The sequence below is a fragment of the Pseudoalteromonas sp. NEC-BIFX-2020_015 genome, assembly GCF_012952265.1.
In the GTDB taxonomy this organism is placed as follows: domain Bacteria; phylum Pseudomonadota; class Gammaproteobacteria; order Enterobacterales; family Alteromonadaceae; genus Pseudoalteromonas; species Pseudoalteromonas neustonica.
This window is the reverse complement of the sequence record NZ_JABCJL010000007.1, coordinates 115,010-134,495: the sequence shown is the minus strand read 5'-3', so window position 1 is coordinate 134,495 and position 19,486 is coordinate 115,010. Positions and strand designations below refer to the sequence as shown.

The window sequence follows — 19,486 nt, the reverse complement described above, 5'->3', positions numbered from 1 at the left end:
TTGCCTTGGCTGAAATAACCGGCGCGCATTCGCACGAAATATAAACGTATTTGTTCTTTTATCTCTTTAATTGTGGATTTTATGCCTGCGATATTTTTTCAACAGCAGCTAGTTATTACAACGCACATGGTACAGCCGCTCAATACCCACACTATTTTATTATGTGATGCTCAGCATTTAAATATTGATAAGTTCGCTTTAAATACGCTATTGAGCCCTTTTGAACTCGCGGTGATCACCCGTCGTAAAAGTAACAAAGCCAAGCAAGAATATTTAGCCACTCGACTGCTGCTTAAGTATTTAGTAAAACTAAGCTCTCCAGAGTTTGCCAAGTTACCAGCTCATCATATTAGCTCTGAATTTGACGAGCCTAGCAGTAAATTACTCATACATATAACGGGCAGTAACACCGTGTTTAGCAGTTGCCTGTCGCACTCAAACGGTTTTGTCGGTGCCGCGCTGAATATTGAGCGAATTGAGTTTGGTTTTGATATTGAAAAAATAAGCACAAAGCGCCCATTTGAAAAGCTCGCAAAGCATTTTTACCACCCTGATGAAGTAAATTTAATAACGCAAAATCAACAACAAGGCGCTGAGCGATTTTTTAGAATATGGACCTTAAAAGAAGCACTCGCTAAAGCCACCAGCCAGCCGATTGCAAAATTACTGAGTCCCAATGTGTTTGATCAATTAACGCAGGCTCATTTGCGCGCTGTAAGCTGCCAATATAATGAGTTTGATGTGAGTGTAGTGAGTAATCAGAGCACTGACTGGCAGTGCTCTGTGGTAAATACTATCGACCAATTACGCGGCGTTTTGAACTTCTAATAAGCGGCTATGAATGGCTTGTACAACGCGATCCGATTCAGCTTGTTCTACCAAAAAGCATAAGTTGTGCTTACTAGCACCATGGCAAATTAAGCGAATATTAAAATCACTTAATACGTTCATTAAATTCATTTCGTGCTGACGTAATTGAATTTGTGAGCCAATCAGCGCCACTAGCGTTAAGTTGTTTTCTACCGAGACATGGCAAAACTCTGCTAATTTATCTAAACAGTCTTGATCAAGCTCAGGACGCGATGCATTTGGCGCGTTATCCAATGTAATAGCCACACTTATTTCTGACGTGGTAACTAAATCAACCGAGATGTTAAACTCGCTTAAAATCGTAAACACGCGCGCTAAAAAACCGCTGGCTAATAGCATTTCAGGGCTCTTAAGCGTAAGCAATAACTGGTTTTTACGCTGTGTAACTGCACGAATACCTGGCAATTGTGATTTTTCACGTTCAATCCACGTACCACCGCGCTCTGGTTCACGGCTCGAACCTACAAAGACGTTAATGTGACTACGGCTTGCTGGTAAAATAGTCGCAGGATGTAGCACTTTAGCGCCAAAAGTGGCCATTTCTGCCGCTTCATCAAAACTTAAGCGCGCAATCGGTGTTGCTTTGGCACATAAACGTGGATCAGTGCTAAATATACCTACCACGTCCGTCCAAATATGCACGCTTTTGGCGTTAATTGCTTCAGCTAATAATGCTGCACTGTAATCTGAACCGCCACGACCAAGAGTGGTCGTTTGGCCGTGTGCATCACTGCCTATAAAACCTTGCGTTACAATAACGTGCTCCGCTAATAGCGGGACCAAATGCTCTTTCGCAGCCGCAGCGGTGGCCGCTACATCTGGTGTTGCCTTTGAAAACTGGCTGTCTGTTTTTAATACTTGGCGCACATCAAAACGAATTGCGTTTAAACCATTCAAACGCAGCACTTGGGTAAATAAATACGACGATAAGCGTTCACCAAAACTCAGGAGTTCATCTTGTTGTTGTTTTGATTTAACGCCTTCACTGGCTAAAGCTTGAAACGCCTTAATAGTTTCGTCAAAGCCATGGGCTAAATCTGCATCAAGCGATAGCTCATTTAAAATGGCTTCTTGAATGGCTAACACGCCAGTGATGTTTTCTGCGCGCTCATCCGTTGAGATATCTTTTTTACACAATGCAACAAGGTGATTAGTGACACCTGCACTGGCACTTACAGCCACTACGCGTACATTGTTATCGGCTACAATAATTTCACTGCAACGGTTCATAGCGTCAAAGTTGGCCACACTGGTGCCGCCAAATTTTGCTACTACGTGATCTGTTTTTTGGTTTTGTGCTGACTGTTGCGCGTTATTAGCAGCTAATTGGGTATTCATGTCGTCTCCTTTTGTGGCATTCAAACCACGGTAATACAAGAAGAACTTGGCAAGGGGGTGCTCGATAAGAAAAGTCCACTGCCAGAAGCTCTCCACCTAATTTGGTGACAGTTTTGAGGATTCAGCCCCATAAACCGAAAAACCACTGTGACGTGCAGTTGTTTTCCTCGGCGAATATTTCCCTCCTTAATGGTCGTTGGCAGTCGTCGCCTCACATTAAGTACCTAAATACCGCACCTCTTCTGAATGTTAGATTAATTGCATTTTATAATTGCCAATTAAAATAACAAAGCCCACATAAAGTGGGCTTTGAAAGTTATCGTTTAGACGTCTAGCTGTCAAGTTGTTTTAATTAATAAAGGTCATTAAATAAAACTACCTGCTAAATATGAGCCCATATAACCGATTGTATACGCTATTAATAAATACAACGACATACGTAAATAACTTAAAAATGTGAGTGCTTTTACTTTACTCATCGCAATAATACCTGCCGCAGAGCCAATAATAAGCATTGAGCCGCCCACACCAGTTGCATACGTGAACGACAACCATTGTTGCGGACTCATGACTATTTCAGCTTTAAGCAGCGCAGCAGTCAGCGGAACGTTATCTACCGCAGCAGAGAGTATACCCATTAAGTAGTTTGCATACTCTGGTGCCATTAACTCATACAAATTCGTAAACTTGCTTAGCATACCCACTTCTTTTAGCGCACCAACAAGCAGTAGTACACCCACAAAAAACAGTAGCGTGTCGTATTCAATTTCACGAATGTAGTCGATGATTTTTTTGTTGACGTCTTTTTTGCGCATTAAAAATTGCGCCGTTAAAAACATTAACGATAAACCAAACAAGAACGTTAACAATGGAGGTACGTGATACATCACACTGAGTGTCAGCGTTGCAATAATCGTCGATAAGAAAATAACGGCAATGGTTATATCCGTTTTTTCAATTCGGCGATCTTCTTGCTTAGTAAACTGCACCGCACCGTTTAACCCAAATGACAGCATAACGGCCAATAAAGCAACACTAAATAATGCAGGGGCAATTAACAGTAGTAAATTTCCAATACTGACTTTACCATCAAGGAAAATCATCAAGGTTGTTACATCACCGGTAATTAACGACACACCACCAGAGTTAACACTGAAGATGATTAACGTTGCGTACTTAATCAGTTTTTTCGGGTCCAGTTTTAACGACATAACAACGGCCAATGAAATTAGCGTCGCGGTAATGTTGTCTGAAATCGACGAGAATAAAAATGAAAAGCCACCAATCAAGAACATTAACTTTCGCTCGCTAATCGAGCTTGGCATGATCTTGTGCACAATATTTTGGATAAAACCTTTAGAGTTTAAATAGGCAACAAAGGTCATTGCAGCCATTAAAAACAACCATAATGTGGCAATCTCTAAAATATTGTGGTCAAGTTGGTGTTGTACACTTTCGGGGGTTTGCCCGTTTAAAGGCGAGATAAATAAGATAATCCAGCATAAAGTACCAAAGAAAAGCGTGGTTTTGGCCTTGTTTACATGGATAATATCCTCTATAACGATGAGCACGAATGCAAGCGCTATCAGGGTTAGGATAATTGCAGTTACCATGGTGTTTGAACAACCTTTATAAAAATGTAAAAATTGTATACTAGGTGTCAGTAATCGACACGGCGCGCAGTCTAGCACCAAAGGCTGTGTAAAACTATTGCCAATTTAATATTATATAAGTAATTGCTGTGTCCAAATAACACAGGTACACAGCACTCATTAGATTTTTTGGAGCTTTATGATCCCAGCTAAAAAGTTGCTAAATACCCTAACCGAGCACTGGGGAATGTTAGAGCTGCTATTTAAACGTTTTAAAATGGCCGATTTTAGCCTAAAAGACGTACAAAGTGCGATCAAACAAAAACAACCAACGTGGTCAAACGAACGGATCTATAAAGAAACCAATCGGCTTTTAAACCAAGATATTATTATTCCCTTGGCAAAATCATCTCAGCTTGAAATTAACCGTGCCATTGCAGATTTCGCCACCTTTTTATTGCAAGAAGAGCATTTAGGCCTAGCACAAGAAATTAGCGTATTGGTTGAAGATTTAGCACGCCTAGGCAACCGCCTAGATAATGCCGGTAGCATTGAAGACTACGATGAGATGCGCCGCTTTAGCCGCATTATGGATGATCGAGTGCGTAAAATAATGAAATTATTTGCCCACAATGAAAACGCCATTTTAAACATAGTCGAACAAGCTAAAGCCAATAACGCAGTGCAATCACTGCAAAAGCGCTATAAAGCCGTCATTGAAGCATTTGACGAGTACATAGAACCAATGCTTGAGATGGTTGATATTCGTGGCGATTTTCATGCGTGTTTTAGTACCATTGAAACGCAAATAAGTACGCAAATTGAATACATAGAACGCTCAGGTAAAGCCTACCAAGACAAACGTATGCTAGAGCAACTGCGCACCCGCATTTTAGAGATGCACCTAGTGGGTCGCGAAAGCTTACGTAAAAGTGCCGATATGTTGATGCCACTGCGTGAAGAGTTACGCCGCAATAATATGATCACTCGCCAAGCGGCAAAAGTGCTGGGATTGGTGCGTAAAAATGGTGTTGATAATATGCTAAGTGCTGTTCAACCTCATTTTGTATCTGACACGCAACGTTTTTCACTCGGGCAACAACGCCATATCATCGCTTATATGGCCACGTTGACAGAGTTTGAGCACAGTGAATATGAACTACCCGACCAAAACGATGTGCCTGCTTTTGTTACTCCTAATATTCCTGATTACAACAATGTAAAAGCGAACTTTAAAAAGCGCTTTAATGCGAAGCGTAAAAAACCACAACCATTATTAAGCTTTTTAGGGGAAAGCTACCCTGACCTTGAAGCAGACGAAATGCTATTTTTATATCAAAAGCTAGTAAGCGACACTGATATTGAAATAAATCAAAGCGATAAAAAAATGCGCGTTAAAATCGCAGGACAACATTTTTCACTCTTTCCTTTTAATACAACACCCTTTAATTCTAACCCTGTTGCATCTTCACAATCATCAACAGGAAATGAGTAACCGTTATGACACACATAAATTTAGATGAACTAAGCCACCTACAAACGATTAATAAAAAATTAGTCACGGGCTATCATATTAGCGAACAAGACACGGTAATGTGGCAAGAACTTGATCAACAAATTGATGCATATCGCGCATTATTTAGCGCCCTTGGCCATGATTTACAACACGATAGCCGTGGTTTTTATTACTTTGCCAGTGACGAAAGCACCCCAAATATGGGAAAAATCTCCCGCGCGATTGCCCTAACCATTTACATTTTGATTGAACACTATGCCAACTCAGGTAAAGATCCAATGCGCGCCCTGTTTGATGAAGTGAATGACCTTGAACTAATGCAAACATTAGTACAGATGAACAAACACTTGTTTGATCAACTCGAAATTTTTTCAGGCTCTGACTTACGTAAAGACGTGTATTTACGAATGATACGCTTAGGCCTTGCCCGTGAAGTGGAAAATGGCTTTATGTTACAAGCACCTGCTTATCGCTATATCGATGCATTAATGGAAGTGAACGAAGAAACCTATATTGGTGAGGACGAATAATGAAAAACCTTTACGGACTCAGCAAACTCGCACTTTTAAACACCGCAGGTTATGCAAAATGTGTGATCCCACTTGATAAAAGTAGCTCTATTTGTGCCCCTAATAATACCGGTAAAAGCTCGGTCATTAACGCCCTGCAATTTCCGCTGATCAATGATTTACGCCTTACCGAATGGGATGGCCATGATTTAGACGAAACCCGTAAGTTTTATTTCTCGTCAGATCAATCTTATATTTTACTTGAAGCCGACCTCCCCCATGGCCCTGTTGTTATTGGTGTAGCAGGGCTTGGTAAAATAGCAGGTTACGCGCATCAGTTTTTTTGTTACCAAGGAAAGCTTAACCTTGAACAGTACACTCAAGGTAAAACCATTATAAAATTCACTAAGCTATTTAATCACTTAAAAGAGCAAGGCTTTAATCCTATTGAGCTTAAAGCGCAAGAGTTAAACGCGTTATTAACGGGCGGTGCTACGCCATTTGATGGCGACATTAACTTAAAAATGATCCCGCTTAATAATGTGCAAGACTCGGCTATTTATAAAGAGATTTTCCGCCGAATTTTAAACTTGCATAAATTGGGTGCTGCAGATGTAAAACGCTTTATGTTGCGCGTGTTTGAACGCCATATGTCAAATTCAAAAGTCGATTTTTATGAAGTCTGGCGTCGCTCGTTCGATAAAGTAAACCGCGCAAAACGTGAGTTAAAAGCGCTAGAATCTATGCAAGAGCCAATTAGCGCGCTTGAGTCTATGCTTGAAAACCAAACCGTGCTTAAAGGTAAACTGGCCGCATACGCACCAAAAATTGATCAAGCCTTAATTGATTTTGACACGTATCAAGAAGCGCAATTAGATGAACTTAATATCGCCCTTGAGAACATAGAGCACGAAAAGCACGAGTTTGAGCAAAAACAACAGCTTTATGTGCAGCAATCACGAGATATTGAGCGCAGACAAACACAAATCGAGCAATGGTTTTTAGATTTTGGTGCACTAAAATCTGAATTTGAATTGGTGAATATGGCGACCTTAAAAGTGAGCCTTAGCCAGTTAAAGCAAGATTACGAGTCACTTTCGCACTCAATAAATAGTGCGCAAGGGCAAAGCTTACACACCCTTGACTACCGCATTAGCGAAACACAAAAGCAAATAAAAAGCTTAAAACTGCAACTTAAAAACCTTGAGTTCAATTTATTCACGCGTATGCGCGAGGACTTATCGTTAAAAGATGTTGAAGAAATTTCACGTATTTTAAACCCAGATATTCTCTCGTTCGCCACCACCAGCAATGGCGATATTGATATCACCGATGAAGATGTGTTTGGCGCATTTTTAGAGCAATTATCAGATAACGTTAAAGGCGGTGTACTTACCCTGCCCGGCGCAACGATTAAACTGAAAAAGCTCTCATCAGTGCAAATGCAAAGCGGCGAGAACAAAGAGCAATTAACCGCCCAGCTAACAGCGCTTGAACATTCATTAAAGGAATTTAAGCAACAGCGCGATGTAGCTGCCAATGTAGCTGACAAACAAAAAGAAAAAGACGCGTTATACGATGAGCTCATGTCAGCCGAAAGCGCGTTAAAACGCTTTGAACAGTTTGAGGTAATGCTGCAATCTGTCGATGCGCAATCGATGCTCAAAGAGCAATTACTTGCAGAGCGTGATCAAGTAGACGATTACTTACAAGATATTCAAAAAAATAGCGGCTCAATTGCTGATAGACGCTCGATTATTAAATCGAAAAAAGATCTTATTTCTCGCCAAGCTGATCGCCTACGCCAAGTGAAATCTGAACGAATTGACCATACTCTTGATTTGTATACTGGTAAAATCACCCCGTACATGATTGATATTCAAATCGACTTTGATAATCTCAGTGATTTAGTACATCACTTTAATAAAAACTGCCAAGAGCTACGTAACTTTGATATTAACGTGCGTAACACTTATTTACATATTTATAATGCGGGTATTACTAAGTTTGATAACGAAAACGACGAGTTTAGTAAATACCAAAAACTCATCGGTGCATTTCATAATATTGATAATGAACGTGACGCTGTTGAGCGCCAAGCGCGTGTTGCACTGACCGAAGTTGCAGCCACGATTAAAGGCCTGCGGGAAGATTTAGACCGTCTGCGCCGTGAAATGAACAGCTTTAATAAAGGCATTAGTCAGCACCGTATTTCTAACTTACAAGCGTTTAAAATCAATGTAATACCACGTAAAATGCTGGTTGATAGTATTGATACAATTATCAGTACGTCAAACCAGTTTGAACAAGGTGATACATTAGATTTACTCAGCCAAGAACCTTACAGCGAAAGCGCTGTTAATGAAGCAAAAGATCATTTAATTAAGCTTGCCTCTGATAAAGCGGGTTTAACATTAACCGATTTATTTGATATTCGCTTTGAAGTGGTAAACCGCGCTGGCGAAACGGAGCACTTTGAAAAAATCGATTCAGCAGGTTCAAACGGAACGCGTATCACCATTAAATTATTATGCGGCATGCTGTTTATTCGCTACCTATTGAGCGACCAAGAACAAAACTTATACCGTATTCCTATTTACATTGATGAGGCGGCCGATATCGACCCGCAAAACCAAAAAGCAATTATAGAGACCGCATTAAGCTTTGGTTTTGTGCCAATATTCGCCTCTGTGAAACCACAAATTAGCTGCGATTACATTGTGCCTATTCGCTCAGTTAAAGATGGCGCACAAAACTGGGTCGATGAAAAAGATTGGATAGAAGTAGAGCACACTACTGATGACTAATTAATCTATAATTCAGCTAATAACAACTAAACTTACAACCAAGTAACTTGAACTCTGGATAATAAGTCTATTTTCAGTCGCTAGTTTAAATGGCAAGTTTCAACGCTAACTACGTTGAATTTACTTGCAATTGGAAAGCGTCTGACGCGTAAGTTAGTAAATATCTTAACCAGAGTTCGGGTTAGGTAAACTTTAATAACACAAACATATTGAAAAATGTCATTTGTGGGATTTTTTTTATGTTATGTTATCAAATGAATAGAGTTTAAATTTGCCAAGGAGCAAACGTGATGAAAAACCTACTAATTGCAACAGCAGTGCTATTTTTAGCAGCATGCGCAAAAACCCCTGATTGGGATTACGATAAATCGGCTGATTTTAGTAATTATAAAACCTTTGCTTGGGTTCAAGATGCAAGTTTAACTAAAAATACGACCAATTATCAGATCAGTCCATTAATGGAAAAGCGCGTACGTGATGCAGTTAATACAGAGCTGACAAACATGGGCATGCAGTTGAGCGAAATAACGCAAGCTGATGTACTTATTAACTATCATGCATCGGTAGACACAAAAATTGATGTAGACACATTTAACACCGGTTACAGCGCACGTTGGAACTACTGGGGTATGGGTTACAATACACAAACAACGACGCGTGAATATGAAGTAGGCACGTTAATTGTTGATGTTGTTGACCGTGCATCAAATCAATTAGTATGGCGCGGAGCAAAAGAAGGTCGATTAAGAAAAAATCAATCACCTGAAGCGCGCACTGACGCAATTACTAAAACAGTGGCTGATATTCTAAGTAACTTCCCACCAGATAAGCAGTAATAAAATAACTCTTCATAATAGAAAGTGCATATTATGCGCTTTCTATTATTGAAAAGAGCTAAAAACCACGTGTTTTCTTTACTTAAATACACCCAATGACATTAGCTCCCCCCCTTAAACATCTAACATACACATACGCTGTGCTACAAAGCTTTATCGCTAGGTATTAATGTGTATGAGCATTTAACGTATAAAAATAAACCCCGCATAAAATACAAGGTTATATACTTAAAGGTTAAAGTTCACCTGGTTGAAAGTTATCTACCGCAATAGCCTGTTTACGTAAATTATTAGCTTCGTGCAACTTTACGCCTTGCTCGGCTGTTATGAGCTGCTTTTCAATCGCATTGGTAATCGCCGTTTCAATATCATCATTGCGGCTAAGGGTGCCGTCGCGTTGCCATTTTTTCAACTGCTTGAATGCATCACTGGTATTATGCATAGCAATAAAGGCATTTTCCATTACGCCAGTCCCTGCTTTATCATCCACATAACATAAATGCGTTAAACGGTTTCTGAATACTCCTGGTTGGGTCATATGCTCACACATTGCCTGAGCAAGATCATCACTCGGACGATGATAATGATTACCAAACGGAAATACGATACGCTTTAGAGCAAAGTTAACAACTGGGTTTGAGAAGTTCTTGAAAAAGCCGTTAAACGCTTGACCTATTTCAAATAACGATAATTCAACGGCATATTTAACAAAAGGTAAATCGGCTTGTTGGCGCCCTTCATCTTCAAAACGTTTCAACACACATGAAGCTAAGTAAAGGTGGCTTAATACATCGCCTAAACGTGCAGAGATCATTTCTTTACGCTTAAGCTCTCCCCCTAAAATGAGCATCGCCACATCCGTACAAAAAGCTAAACCACGACTCATTCGCCCAAGCTGCTTATAATAATCTGCGGTTGCGCCACATACTGGGGATTTAGCAAAGTAACTACGCGTTAAACCATGGATTAACGCCATACTCGCATTAGTTGCAGCAAATAAAATATGCTGCTGTAGTAAGGAATCAAATTCTTTTAACGCGAGTTCATCATCTTCCATTGCCGCAGCTTCCATTTCTTTTAATACAAATGGATGGCAACGAGTTGCTCCTTGGCCAAAGATCATTAAATTACGGGTTAAAATATTTGCCCCTTCCACCGTAATTGATACCGGTATACCCATATAGCCATGTGCTAAATAGTTATTAGGACCCACTTGTATTCCCTTACCTGAATGAATATCCATTGCATCATTCATAACTGTACGGCCCATTTCAGTCATATGGTATTTAGCAATTGCGGTCACCACTGATGGGCTCAATTTTAAATCTATTGCCCCTGCGGTCATTAAACGACACGCTTCAAGGCTATACGTTAATCCACCAATACGTGCAAGTGCTTCTTGTACACCTTCAAATTGACCAATTGATACACCAAATTGCTGGCGAACCGTTGCATAAGCAGATGTCATTCGCGCACACAAATGCCCTGTCGCGCTACTTAGTGCTGGCAATGAAATACCACGCCCTGCGCTTAGGCACTCAACCAACATTCGCCAGCCTCGACCAGCACCTTGTTGACCACCGATGATCCAATCAAGGGGAATAAAGACATCTTTACCGTACGTTGTGCCATTCATAAACGCCATGTTAAGCGGAAAGTGACGCTCCCCAGTCTCTACCCCAGGGTGATCTGTTGGGATCAGTGCACACGTGATCCCTAATTCCTTGTCTTTACCTAATAAACTATCCGGATCATACATTTTAAATGCTAAACCAAGTACTGTCGCAACAGGGGCTAGTGTTATGTAACGTTTTGACCAATTTAAACGTAGACCAATGACTTCCTGACCTTCAAACTCGCCTTTACATACAATACCTGAATCGGGAATACTGCCCGCATCAGAGCCGGCTTCTGGACCAGTAAGTGCAAAACACGGTACATCTTTACCACTTGCTAAGTTTGGTAGCCAACGCGCTTGTTGTTCTGTGGTTCCATAATGTAATAGTAATTCGCCTGGGCCTAAACTATTTGGCACCATAACAGTCACTGCGGCCGTTAAACTCTTAGTCGCAATTTTTGCGACTATGGTTGAATTAGCGATAGCAGAGAATTGGCGTCCACCGAATTTTTCAGGAATTATCAACGCAAAAAAACCTTGGGCTTTTAGGTAATCCCATACTTCTTTAGGTAAGTCTTTATCTTTTTGCACAATTTGATAGTCATCAAGCATCGCCAGTAATGTTTCGACCTCAGAGTCTAAAAACGCACGCTCTTTTTTACTCAACTCAGGCTTTGGGTAACTATGTAAAACCTGCCAATCGGGATTGCCGCTAAAAAGTTGCCCATCCCACCATACATCACCTGCTTCCATTGCTTCACGTTCAGTTTGCGATAGCGGCGGTAACACTTTTTTAAACATTTTAAACGTTGGTCGGCTTACTAGACTTAAGCGGATATCTTTTACCGCAAAAATGACTATTACCACCACCAGTAATAATACAAACACTGACATGGGAACGATCCTTATAAATTAATAAAAATACACTCCTTCAATTATGGCTGATCCTTGTATAAATACAATGTCGCTGTAAACATGTTTTACCCATAATGTTCAATGCTAGGCTTGATAAATTTTGCCTAACTTCAAGACGCTGCTATTATCCCACGTGATAAATAACAAATATAAGGGTCAACATGACTACTCCACATTTTAAGCTCAGTTTGAGCGCTTTAATGGTCGCCAGCACATTAGCATTAAGTGGCTGCAACCAAGATACAACAAACACATCAGCTCAAGCTGTCAGCCCTGCGCCAGTGACGGCACAAGACGCACAAACCTTTTTAGATGCAACAGAACTTGAACTCAGTGCACTGTATTTAGAATCAAGCCGCGCAGAATGGATTTACGCTAACTTTATTACGCACGACACCTCTGCACTTTCGGCCGAAGTAAATCGCAAGATGACAGAAGCGGTTGTTCGCCTTGCAAATGAAGCTGCGCAATTTGATTCTCTTGAACTGGGTTATGACGCACGTCGTAAGCTTGATAAATTAAAACTCGCTTTAACTTTACCAGCCCCACAAAATGCGGAAAAAACAGCGCAACTTTCTCAGCTTGTCGCTGAACTAGGCGGTATTTACGGCAAAGGAAAATACTGTAAAGAAGACGGCAGCTGCCTAAGCTTAGGTGATATGACGTCTAAAATGGCCACTAGCCGCGATTACAACGAGCTACTTGATTTGTGGCAAGGCTGGCGTCAGGTTTCAAAACCAATGCGCCCGCTTTATGAGCAACAAGTTGCCCTTACTAATGAAGGTGCAAAAGAACTTGGTTATGCAGACACTGGCGCAATGTGGCGTAGTAAGTACGATATGCCAGCCGATGATTTCGCTAAAGAACTTGACCGTATTTGGGGCCAAGTAAAGCCACTATATGATTCACTTCATTGCCATGTTCGCGCTAAGCTAGGCGAAAAATACGGCGAAGATAAAGTACCGCAAGATCAAGCTATTCCTGCGCATTTATTAGGGAACATGTGGGCGCAATCGTGGGGCAATATTTACGATGTAGTTGCACCTGAAAATGCTGATCCTGGTTATGACGTAACAGCATTATTAGCGCAGCATAAGTACGATGAGCTTAAAATGGTTCGCGGCGCAGAAAAATTCTTCACTTCAATGGGCTTTGACGCACTTCCAGACACTTTTTACGAACGTTCATTGTTCACTAAGCCTGCCGATCGTGACGTTCAGTGTCACGCCTCAGCGTGGAATATTGACAGTAAAGACGATTTACGTATTAAAATGTGTATTCAACGCACTGGTGAAGAGTTCTCTGTTATTCACCATGAATTAGGCCACAACTTCTATCAACGCGCTTACAATACACAGCCACTTTACTATCAAGAAAGTGCTAATGATGGTTTCCATGAAGCAATTGGTGACACGATTGCCCTGTCAGTTACGCCTGGATACTTAAAAGAAATTGGTTTATTAGAGCAAGTGCCTGACGAATCAAAAGACATTGGCCTATTAATGAAAATGGCATTAGATAAAGTTGCTTTCATTCCATTTGGATTATTAGTAGATCAATGGCGCTGGCAAGTATTCTCTGGTGAAGTAACACCGCAAAACTACAATAAAGCATGGTGGGAATTACGTGAAAAATACCAAGGTGTTAAAGCACCCATCGCGCGTAGCGAAACTGATTTTGATCCAGGCGCTAAATACCACGTACCGGGCAATACGCCTTACACGCGTTATTTCTTAGCACATATTTTACAATTTGATTTCCACCGTAGTTTATGTGAAATAGCAGGCAATAAAGAAGCCATTCATCGCTGTTCGGTTTATAACTCAAAAGCGGCCGGTGAAAAGCTTAATACCATGCTAGAAATGGGCTCAAGCCGCCCTTGGCAAGAAGCCTTAGCAACTGTAACGGGTAAGCCTGAAATGGACGCAACAGCACTACTTGATTATTTTGCGCCACTGCAAAAGTACCTTGATAAACAAAACAAAGGTCGCCAATGCGGTTGGTAAGCAGGTTTTAATATAATTCAATTCTAAAATACAAAAGCCAGCTCAAGTGAGCTGGCTTTTTAGTACTTTACAGTTAAAAATTAAATTAGAACTGTAAGCTTACATTTGCAAAGTAAGCATCTGAGCCAGAATCATCCCAGTTATTACCGTAACCCGCTTTTAAACCAACATTTTTATTGAAGAAATGTTGAGCACCCAAGGTGTAATCATCGTTTTTATTAAATGTAACAAACGCTGATGTCGCTTTTGAGAAGTAGTAATTAGAGCCTAAAACCCAATCACTTGATGCATTGTCATTATCTGACACTGTTGCTTCAACTGTTAGGTAGTTACCTTGTTGAAGATCCATGAAATATTTAACATTCAACGCACGATTATCAAACTCATCATCTGCTGTAACAGTAAAACCGATATAATCAGTGCTGTTCAACTTGTGATTGTAAGCTACATCAAAAAAGAAACGATTGTCTGCATTTTCAACATCAACAAATCTTACTTTTAACAGTAAGTCAGGGTTGAAAAAGTAACCTGCTGATAATTGAATCATATCTGCGCTTGAACCAAGATCTAAATCTAGGTTTTGGTATTCAGCACCAAGTACAAAACTATCTAGAAAATACTCACCGCCCACAGTAGCTCGGTCGCTAAAATCATCATCTGAATACTTACCATATACATTACTTTGTTTATTGATGTATTCGAACTGGTCATAAGGACCTAGTGTCATTTTTGGTGAGAAATAGTATGTTGAATCAAGGCTAATTTTGTCATTACCATCTGTATCCATATATTGTAGATGGCTAACTGATTCATAAGTGTCTGCAGCAGCCGCGGCACTTGAAAGAAGAATACTCGAAATTATCACTGCTAGTTTTTTCATTATAAGATTTCCCTATTAAATTGTTACATTGCTATGTCTTTAGCCGACTGGCTAAGACGTGGGCATGCTAACGCTCCCAAACTGAACAAACACTTAACTAAGTGCTTGTTTTTAGTTGCTTAAATGTTAAGGGATGTTAAGGCTGGGATATCTATATAGCAAAAACGCGGACATTTTTGCTATACATGAAAAAACTAGTTTATTCCTTTAAAGCGCATATTGACTGATAATACGGTACACATCGTTGATGTTGTCGCCTGATTTGAAGTCTTTACTGATCGGCGTAGGGTCTGAGCCAACCCAAATTTTTAACTCGGCATCTAAATCAAAATGGCCGGCACTTTCTTTACTAAATTTAGTTATTTTTGAGTAACCAATGCTGATCATCTCTATTTTAGAACCCGTTACGCCCTGCTTATCAATTAAAATGAGTCGTTTATTAGTAAAAATAAACATATCACGTACTACTTTATACGCTTTTTCAACTTGTTCATCTTCGACAAGTGTATTTGCTAATACCTTTTCTAAATCGGCATCATCAACTTCACTTGCGTTACCCATTAATCCGCTAAATAAACCCATTATATTTTCTCCTGTGTAAATATTTGGTTTTCTAATGTATGACCATTCACTAACTGTCGATAGCGCCAGCCTTGTTGATGGCAATATTGCAGTAATTCAATATCAAACAAAGACGCTGTTTTTTGATATTCAACAACATATTCCTTTGCTTGACTCATATAAACTCTATTAACTGCTGCTAAGCTTTGAATGCTTTGCTCAATATTAGGATAGTTTTCAGCAAACAGTATTGTCATGTGATGCTGTGTTTGTTCTATATTGCTGTTTGCTTGGTGCTCAGTGATTTTACCTTTATCAAGGTGTAACACTTGCCCACATAATCGCTCTAATTCTGTGAGGTCATGTGAACTTAAAATAAACGTCGCTTCCTCACTTAAGTTTGAAACAAGCTCTCTCACTTCACGTGCGTGAATAGGATCGAGCCCAGCTGTGGCTTCATCAAGCATTACAATTTCGGGTTTGCCTATTAAAGCCTGCCCTATTGTTACGCGCTTACGCATGCCGTGCGATAAATCATCACTGCGTTGTTTTGCAACCTCAGCTAAACCAACTAATTCGAGTACTCTGAGAGCTTCTGATTGACTTTGCTTAGTCGTTAGCCCTTGCAGTTGCCCATAAAATGTTAACTGATGCGCAATACTAAAACGAGGATCTAACTGGGCATCTTGTGGCAACGCTGATAGCTTTCCAAACAATGCACTTGCGCCAGGGCGGTGCCCAATTATGGATAAACTGCCTGATGTAGGCATGATATAACCGCATAACAGACTAAATAAGGTTGTTTTACCGGCCCCATTTGGGCCAACTAATGCTACGGGTGCACCTTTTTTAACTTCAAAGCTCACTTGATCTAACGCTAATTTAGCCCCGTACTGTTTAGAGAGTCCGTTAGCCTGTATTAATGTACTCATAGTGAACTCCTTGAGAAGATACGCTGCGCTGCCACTAACAACACCACTGTTTGTAATAAAGGAATACCTATACTGCTAAATAAATCTGCATTCTGCCCTGCAACTTGCTCAAGCTGAACGCCGGGAAATATATAATTAAGAATAGCAAATATAGGTAGTTGCCAGCTCATAAGGCTAACGACAATATTACCCACTGCAAAAAATAATATGGCCATGATCACCGTTAATCGTGAAGATCGAGCAATCGTATTTAAAAACGTCATTAACGCAATAAATGGTAGTACTGTGACCACTAAATAGAAAAACAAAACTAGGCTGCGATTTAGCCCGCTTAACAATAGCGATGACTCTCTAAATGCAAGTGTTGCCACTGTTGCGACTAAAGTGATGGTAATTAATATTGCTAAAATAAGTACCTGACCTAAAAACCGCCCAAATAGTATTTCGCTGCGCGTTGCCCGTAATGACAAAAAGCGTAATGTACCGCGTTGTCTATCACCCACAATTTGGTCACTACACAAAAATAAGCAAAAAATAGGAAAGCTATGCAAAGCAATTAGCCAATACATCGCCAACTCAGCTTCAGGCCACATTAATAGTTTACTTAAACCAATGACGCCAAATATATGTTGAGCAACTGCAGCAAGCTCAGGTGAACTCATAGTGCTTACCGCTTGTCCTACTGGGTAGCGTAAAATAAGCAACCAACAAATAGTAAATGCAGCAACGGCAAGTAAGCCACGTTTAGTTAAAAACAGTCGGGTTAGTTCAAACAAAGTAATATTTAAAAGTCGCTTGGGGTTTAATTGCGTCACACAAAGTCCTAATCGTGAAAGTGTTTTCCTTACATTAAGTGCAAACGTATTGAATTACTAGCAAAAAAAAGCCAACGTAGGCGTTGGCTTTGTAACAAAGAATGTAAATTATGTTTTTACTTAATTTAAATGTTGCTTATACAGCTCAAGTGCTTGATTAAGATCAGTGATTAAATCATCAACATCCTCAAGGCCGATATGCAGCCGGATCACAGGACCTAACTCCCACCCTGTTTGTGAACGTAATCCTTTCATTGTTAAGTTAGCCGTTACTAAACTTTCAAAGCCGCCCCACGAAAAGCCCATTTTAAAATGATCTAAGCCATCCAAAAATGCATCTATCGCCTGCTGGTTACCTTCTTTCATTACAAAGGAAAACAAGCCATTACTGCCATCAAAGTCACGCTTAAAAAACGCATGCCCTGGGCAGCTGTCAAATGCAGGATGGCGGATATGATCAACTAATGGATGACTCTCTAACCACTTAGCAACTTCGATTGCTGCTTTTTCATGCTGATTGAGTCTCACAGCCATAGTACGTAAGCCACGTAGTGCTAAGTATGCATCATCAGCTGATGTGCACTGACCCAGTAAGTAAGACTGTTCACGTAATGTAGGCCAGTATTTTTTATTCGCAACGGCTACGCCCATCATCACATCTGAGTGACCAACTATATATTTTGTTGCCGCTTGAATGCTGATATCGACACCATGCTCAAGTGGTCGATAATGCAAACCGTTGCCGTAAGTATTGTCGAGCATTGTCATCACGCCTTGTTCATTAGCCACAGCAACCATCGCTGGTACATCTTGAACTTCCATCGTAATAGAACCTGGAGATTCTAAAAACAAGACTTTGGTATTTTCTTTGATGAATGTTTTTATACCCGCACCAATTGTAGGCGGATAATACGTGGTTTCAACGCCGAATCCGGCTAAAATTTTATCGCAAAAATCGCGCGTTGGTTCATACGCATTATCAACCATTAAAATGTGATCGCCTGCTTTTACAAACGCCAAGAGTGCACTGCTTATCGCTGCTGCACCACATGGATAGAGCGCACAGCCTTCGCCCCCTTCAAGCTCTGTGATTGCTTCTTGTAACGCAAAATGTGTCGTCGTACCACGGCGACCATAAAATAGCGTTTTATCACCTCGGGTTTTTGCTGCTTGTTTTAGTTCAGCAACAGAATCAAATACAATCGTTGATGCCCGTTGTACTACGGGATTAACTACGCCGTGCGTGTACGCTTTTTTTCGCCCGGTACTTACTAATAGAGTGTTTTTATTACTTTTACTCGTCATTATTAATCCTTAAAATATTTCGTTAGAACACACTACACATTGCTTAAACTTTTAAATTACGCCAATAGTCAATTATATAGCGAGAGATAGAATCAGCTCTGGGCAACTTTAAGTGTTCACCTTCGATATCCCAACTACCAAAGTTATTAAGTTCGTCACGACTAAACCACAGCGCATCATCAAGCTCGTCTTTATCTACTTGTATTTGTTCAGTAACGGCTTCGGCAATAAACCCTAACATAATTGAAGATGGAAACGGCCAAGGCTGTGATGCGATATAACGTACATTATCTACTGCAATTCCCGCCTCCTCCATCACTTCACGCGTAACAGCTTGTTCAAGTGTTTCTCCGGGGTCTACAAATCCAGCCAAAGACGAATACATACCTGGCGCCCATGCTGCTTGCCTACCAAGTAAACAGCGTTCTATACCATCAGAAAATGTGCGCGTGACGACCATAATTACGGCAGGATCGGTACGTGGAAAGGTTGGATGTTTGCACTCTTCATTCATGCATAAACGAGAGTGCCCTGCTTCAACTAGTATATTATTACTACCACAGCGCCCACAAAAGCGGTGCGTTGCATGCCAATAACAAAGTCCACGCGCCAAAGCAGCAATGGAGCCTTGCTTAATCTCAACGTTCACACCATAACGGCGAATATCAATAAATTCTGCATTAGCGGTTAATGGCGCTAAAGTCGTCACATCGACTGTACTCACATCGAGTGCAAAAAAACTGGTTTGCTGTTCGTCCAAGCCTAAAAATATCGCTTCGCTTAAATCTAAGTGGTTAATATCACTAAAACTTAAAAATGTGACAGTAAAGCTCTGAGCATCAAATAAAGTCTGGTTATTATGAACTAGGATCCAACGGCTTTGAAAGTTGAGTTGAGTTGCTAACCATTGTGAGTCTTTTCGCAGATTAGACGCGCGATCTAATGGCATTTGACTATAATTAAGCATGCTCATCCTTTTTATTTTT

Annotated in this window: 15 protein-coding genes and 1 riboswitch; of the genes, 6 read left to right on the top strand and 9 right to left on the bottom strand. The window is 40.5% G+C overall.

All coding sequences use genetic code 11. The features are described from left to right. Positions 1-81: 81 nt before the first annotated feature. Positions 82-828 carry a 4'-phosphopantetheinyl transferase superfamily protein gene (locus HH219_RS07355; protein WP_169327054.1) on the top strand — a complete coding sequence of 249 codons (747 nt, stop codon included), beginning with the start codon at positions 82-84 and terminating at the stop codon, positions 826-828. On the opposite strand, the gene lysC is transcribed toward HH219_RS07355, so the two are convergent. After that, the gene (lysC, locus tag HH219_RS07350) at positions 805-2,208 is read right to left on the bottom strand and encodes a lysine-sensitive aspartokinase 3 (protein ID WP_169327053.1); all 1,404 of its coding nucleotides are present in this window, start codon (positions 2,206-2,208) and stop codon (positions 805-807) included. The two genes, HH219_RS07355 and lysC, sit on opposite strands and share 24 nt — an antisense overlap. A gap of 77 nt (positions 2,209-2,285) precedes the next feature. Beyond that, positions 2,286-2,458: riboswitch (Lysine riboswitch) on the bottom strand. Positions 2,459-2,573: 115 nt separating this feature from the next. Continuing rightward, a complete protein-coding gene (gene nhaD, locus HH219_RS07345) occupies positions 2,574-3,821 on the bottom strand; it encodes a sodium:proton antiporter NhaD (protein WP_054205667.1) in 1,248 nt (415 codons plus the stop codon). A gap of 178 nt (positions 3,822-3,999) precedes the next feature. Between nhaD and HH219_RS07340 the strand changes: the two genes are divergently transcribed. The 4 genes from HH219_RS07340 (at position 4,000) to HH219_RS07325 (ending at position 9,468) form a co-directional block, all read left to right on the top strand. Beyond that, positions 4,000-5,295 carry a hypothetical protein gene (locus HH219_RS07340; RefSeq protein ID WP_054455529.1) on the top strand — a complete coding sequence of 432 codons (1,296 nt, stop codon included), beginning with the start codon at positions 4,000-4,002 and terminating at the stop codon, positions 5,293-5,295. Between the two features lie 5 nt (positions 5,296-5,300). Continuing rightward, positions 5,301-5,846 (top strand): hypothetical protein, encoded by a 546-nt coding sequence (locus tag HH219_RS07335; RefSeq protein ID WP_054205665.1) that lies wholly within the window; start codon positions 5,301-5,303, stop codon positions 5,844-5,846. After that, a complete protein-coding gene (locus HH219_RS07330) occupies positions 5,846-8,632 on the top strand; it encodes a hypothetical protein (protein WP_054205664.1) in 2,787 nt (928 codons plus the stop codon). The genes HH219_RS07335 and HH219_RS07330 overlap by 1 nt, the downstream gene beginning before the upstream one ends. A 290-nt stretch (positions 8,633-8,922) precedes the next feature. Further along, a complete protein-coding gene (locus tag HH219_RS07325) occupies positions 8,923-9,468 on the top strand; it encodes a DUF4136 domain-containing protein (protein ID WP_054205663.1) in 546 nt (181 codons plus the stop codon). 235 nt (positions 9,469-9,703) lie between these two features. On the opposite strand, the gene HH219_RS07320 is transcribed toward HH219_RS07325, so the two are convergent. Then, a complete protein-coding gene (locus HH219_RS07320) occupies positions 9,704-11,980 on the bottom strand; it encodes an acyl-CoA dehydrogenase (protein ID WP_054205662.1) in 2,277 nt (758 codons plus the stop codon). 182 nt (positions 11,981-12,162) lie between these two features. On the opposite strand from HH219_RS07320, the gene HH219_RS07315 reads away from it, so the two are divergent. Next, a complete protein-coding gene (locus HH219_RS07315; RefSeq protein WP_169327052.1) occupies positions 12,163-14,007 on the top strand; it encodes a M2 family metallopeptidase in 1,845 nt (614 codons plus the stop codon). A gap of 85 nt (positions 14,008-14,092) precedes the next feature. Here HH219_RS07315 and HH219_RS07310 read toward each other — a convergent pair whose 3' ends face one another. From HH219_RS07310 to nudC, 6 genes are all read right to left on the bottom strand, one after another. Beyond that, positions 14,093-14,887, bottom strand: a complete 795-nt coding sequence (locus tag HH219_RS07310; protein WP_169327051.1) for a putative porin — start codon at positions 14,885-14,887, stop codon at positions 14,093-14,095. Between the two features lie 207 nt (positions 14,888-15,094). Beyond that, positions 15,095-15,469 (bottom strand): PH domain-containing protein, encoded by a 375-nt coding sequence (locus HH219_RS07305; RefSeq protein ID WP_169327050.1) that lies wholly within the window; start codon positions 15,467-15,469, stop codon positions 15,095-15,097. Then, positions 15,469-16,380 (bottom strand): ABC transporter ATP-binding protein, encoded by a 912-nt coding sequence (locus tag HH219_RS07300; protein WP_169327049.1) that lies wholly within the window; start codon positions 16,378-16,380, stop codon positions 15,469-15,471. The genes HH219_RS07305 and HH219_RS07300 overlap by 1 nt, the downstream gene beginning before the upstream one ends. After that, positions 16,377-17,195, bottom strand: coding sequence for an ABC transporter permease subunit (locus HH219_RS07295; RefSeq protein WP_169327048.1), 819 nt, complete (start codon positions 17,193-17,195; stop codon positions 16,377-16,379). The genes HH219_RS07300 and HH219_RS07295 overlap by 4 nt, the downstream gene beginning before the upstream one ends. Positions 17,196-17,315: 120 nt before the next feature. After that, positions 17,316-18,500, bottom strand: coding sequence for a cystathionine beta-lyase (locus HH219_RS07290; RefSeq protein WP_169327047.1), 1,185 nt, complete (start codon positions 18,498-18,500; stop codon positions 17,316-17,318). Positions 18,501-18,543: 43 nt separating this feature from the next. After that, entirely contained in the window at positions 18,544-19,467 is a 924-nt protein-coding gene (gene nudC / locus HH219_RS07285) for an NAD(+) diphosphatase (RefSeq protein ID WP_169327046.1), read from the bottom strand. Positions 19,468-19,486 lie beyond the last annotated feature (19 nt).

What these genes read in the sequence shown, in the direction of transcription:
- HH219_RS07355 (WP_169327054.1), top strand. Translation starts at nt 82, where the DNA reads ATGCCTGCGATATTTTTTCAACAGCAGCTAGTTATTACAACGCACATG.
- lysC (WP_169327053.1), bottom strand. Translation starts at nt 2,208, where the DNA reads ATGAATACCCAATTAGCTGCTAATAACGCGCAACAGTCAGCACAAAAC.
- nhaD (WP_054205667.1), bottom strand. Translation starts at nt 3,821, where the DNA reads ATGGTAACTGCAATTATCCTAACCCTGATAGCGCTTGCATTCGTGCTC.
- HH219_RS07340 (WP_054455529.1), top strand. Translation starts at nt 4,000, where the DNA reads ATGATCCCAGCTAAAAAGTTGCTAAATACCCTAACCGAGCACTGGGGA.
- HH219_RS07335 (WP_054205665.1), top strand. Translation starts at nt 5,301, where the DNA reads ATGACACACATAAATTTAGATGAACTAAGCCACCTACAAACGATTAAT.
- HH219_RS07330 (WP_054205664.1), top strand. Translation starts at nt 5,846, where the DNA reads ATGAAAAACCTTTACGGACTCAGCAAACTCGCACTTTTAAACACCGCA.
- HH219_RS07325 (WP_054205663.1), top strand. Translation starts at nt 8,923, where the DNA reads ATGAAAAACCTACTAATTGCAACAGCAGTGCTATTTTTAGCAGCATGC.
- HH219_RS07320 (WP_054205662.1), bottom strand. Translation starts at nt 11,980, where the DNA reads ATGTCAGTGTTTGTATTATTACTGGTGGTGGTAATAGTCATTTTTGCG.
- HH219_RS07315 (WP_169327052.1), top strand. Translation starts at nt 12,163, where the DNA reads ATGACTACTCCACATTTTAAGCTCAGTTTGAGCGCTTTAATGGTCGCC.
- HH219_RS07310 (WP_169327051.1), bottom strand. Translation starts at nt 14,887, where the DNA reads ATGAAAAAACTAGCAGTGATAATTTCGAGTATTCTTCTTTCAAGTGCC.
- HH219_RS07305 (WP_169327050.1), bottom strand. Translation starts at nt 15,469, where the DNA reads ATGGGTTTATTTAGCGGATTAATGGGTAACGCAAGTGAAGTTGATGAT.
- HH219_RS07300 (WP_169327049.1), bottom strand. Translation starts at nt 16,380, where the DNA reads ATGAGTACATTAATACAGGCTAACGGACTCTCTAAACAGTACGGGGCT.
- HH219_RS07290 (WP_169327047.1), bottom strand. Translation starts at nt 18,500, where the DNA reads ATGACGAGTAAAAGTAATAAAAACACTCTATTAGTAAGTACCGGGCGA.
- nudC (WP_169327046.1), bottom strand. Translation starts at nt 19,467, where the DNA reads ATGCTTAATTATAGTCAAATGCCATTAGATCGCGCGTCTAATCTGCGA.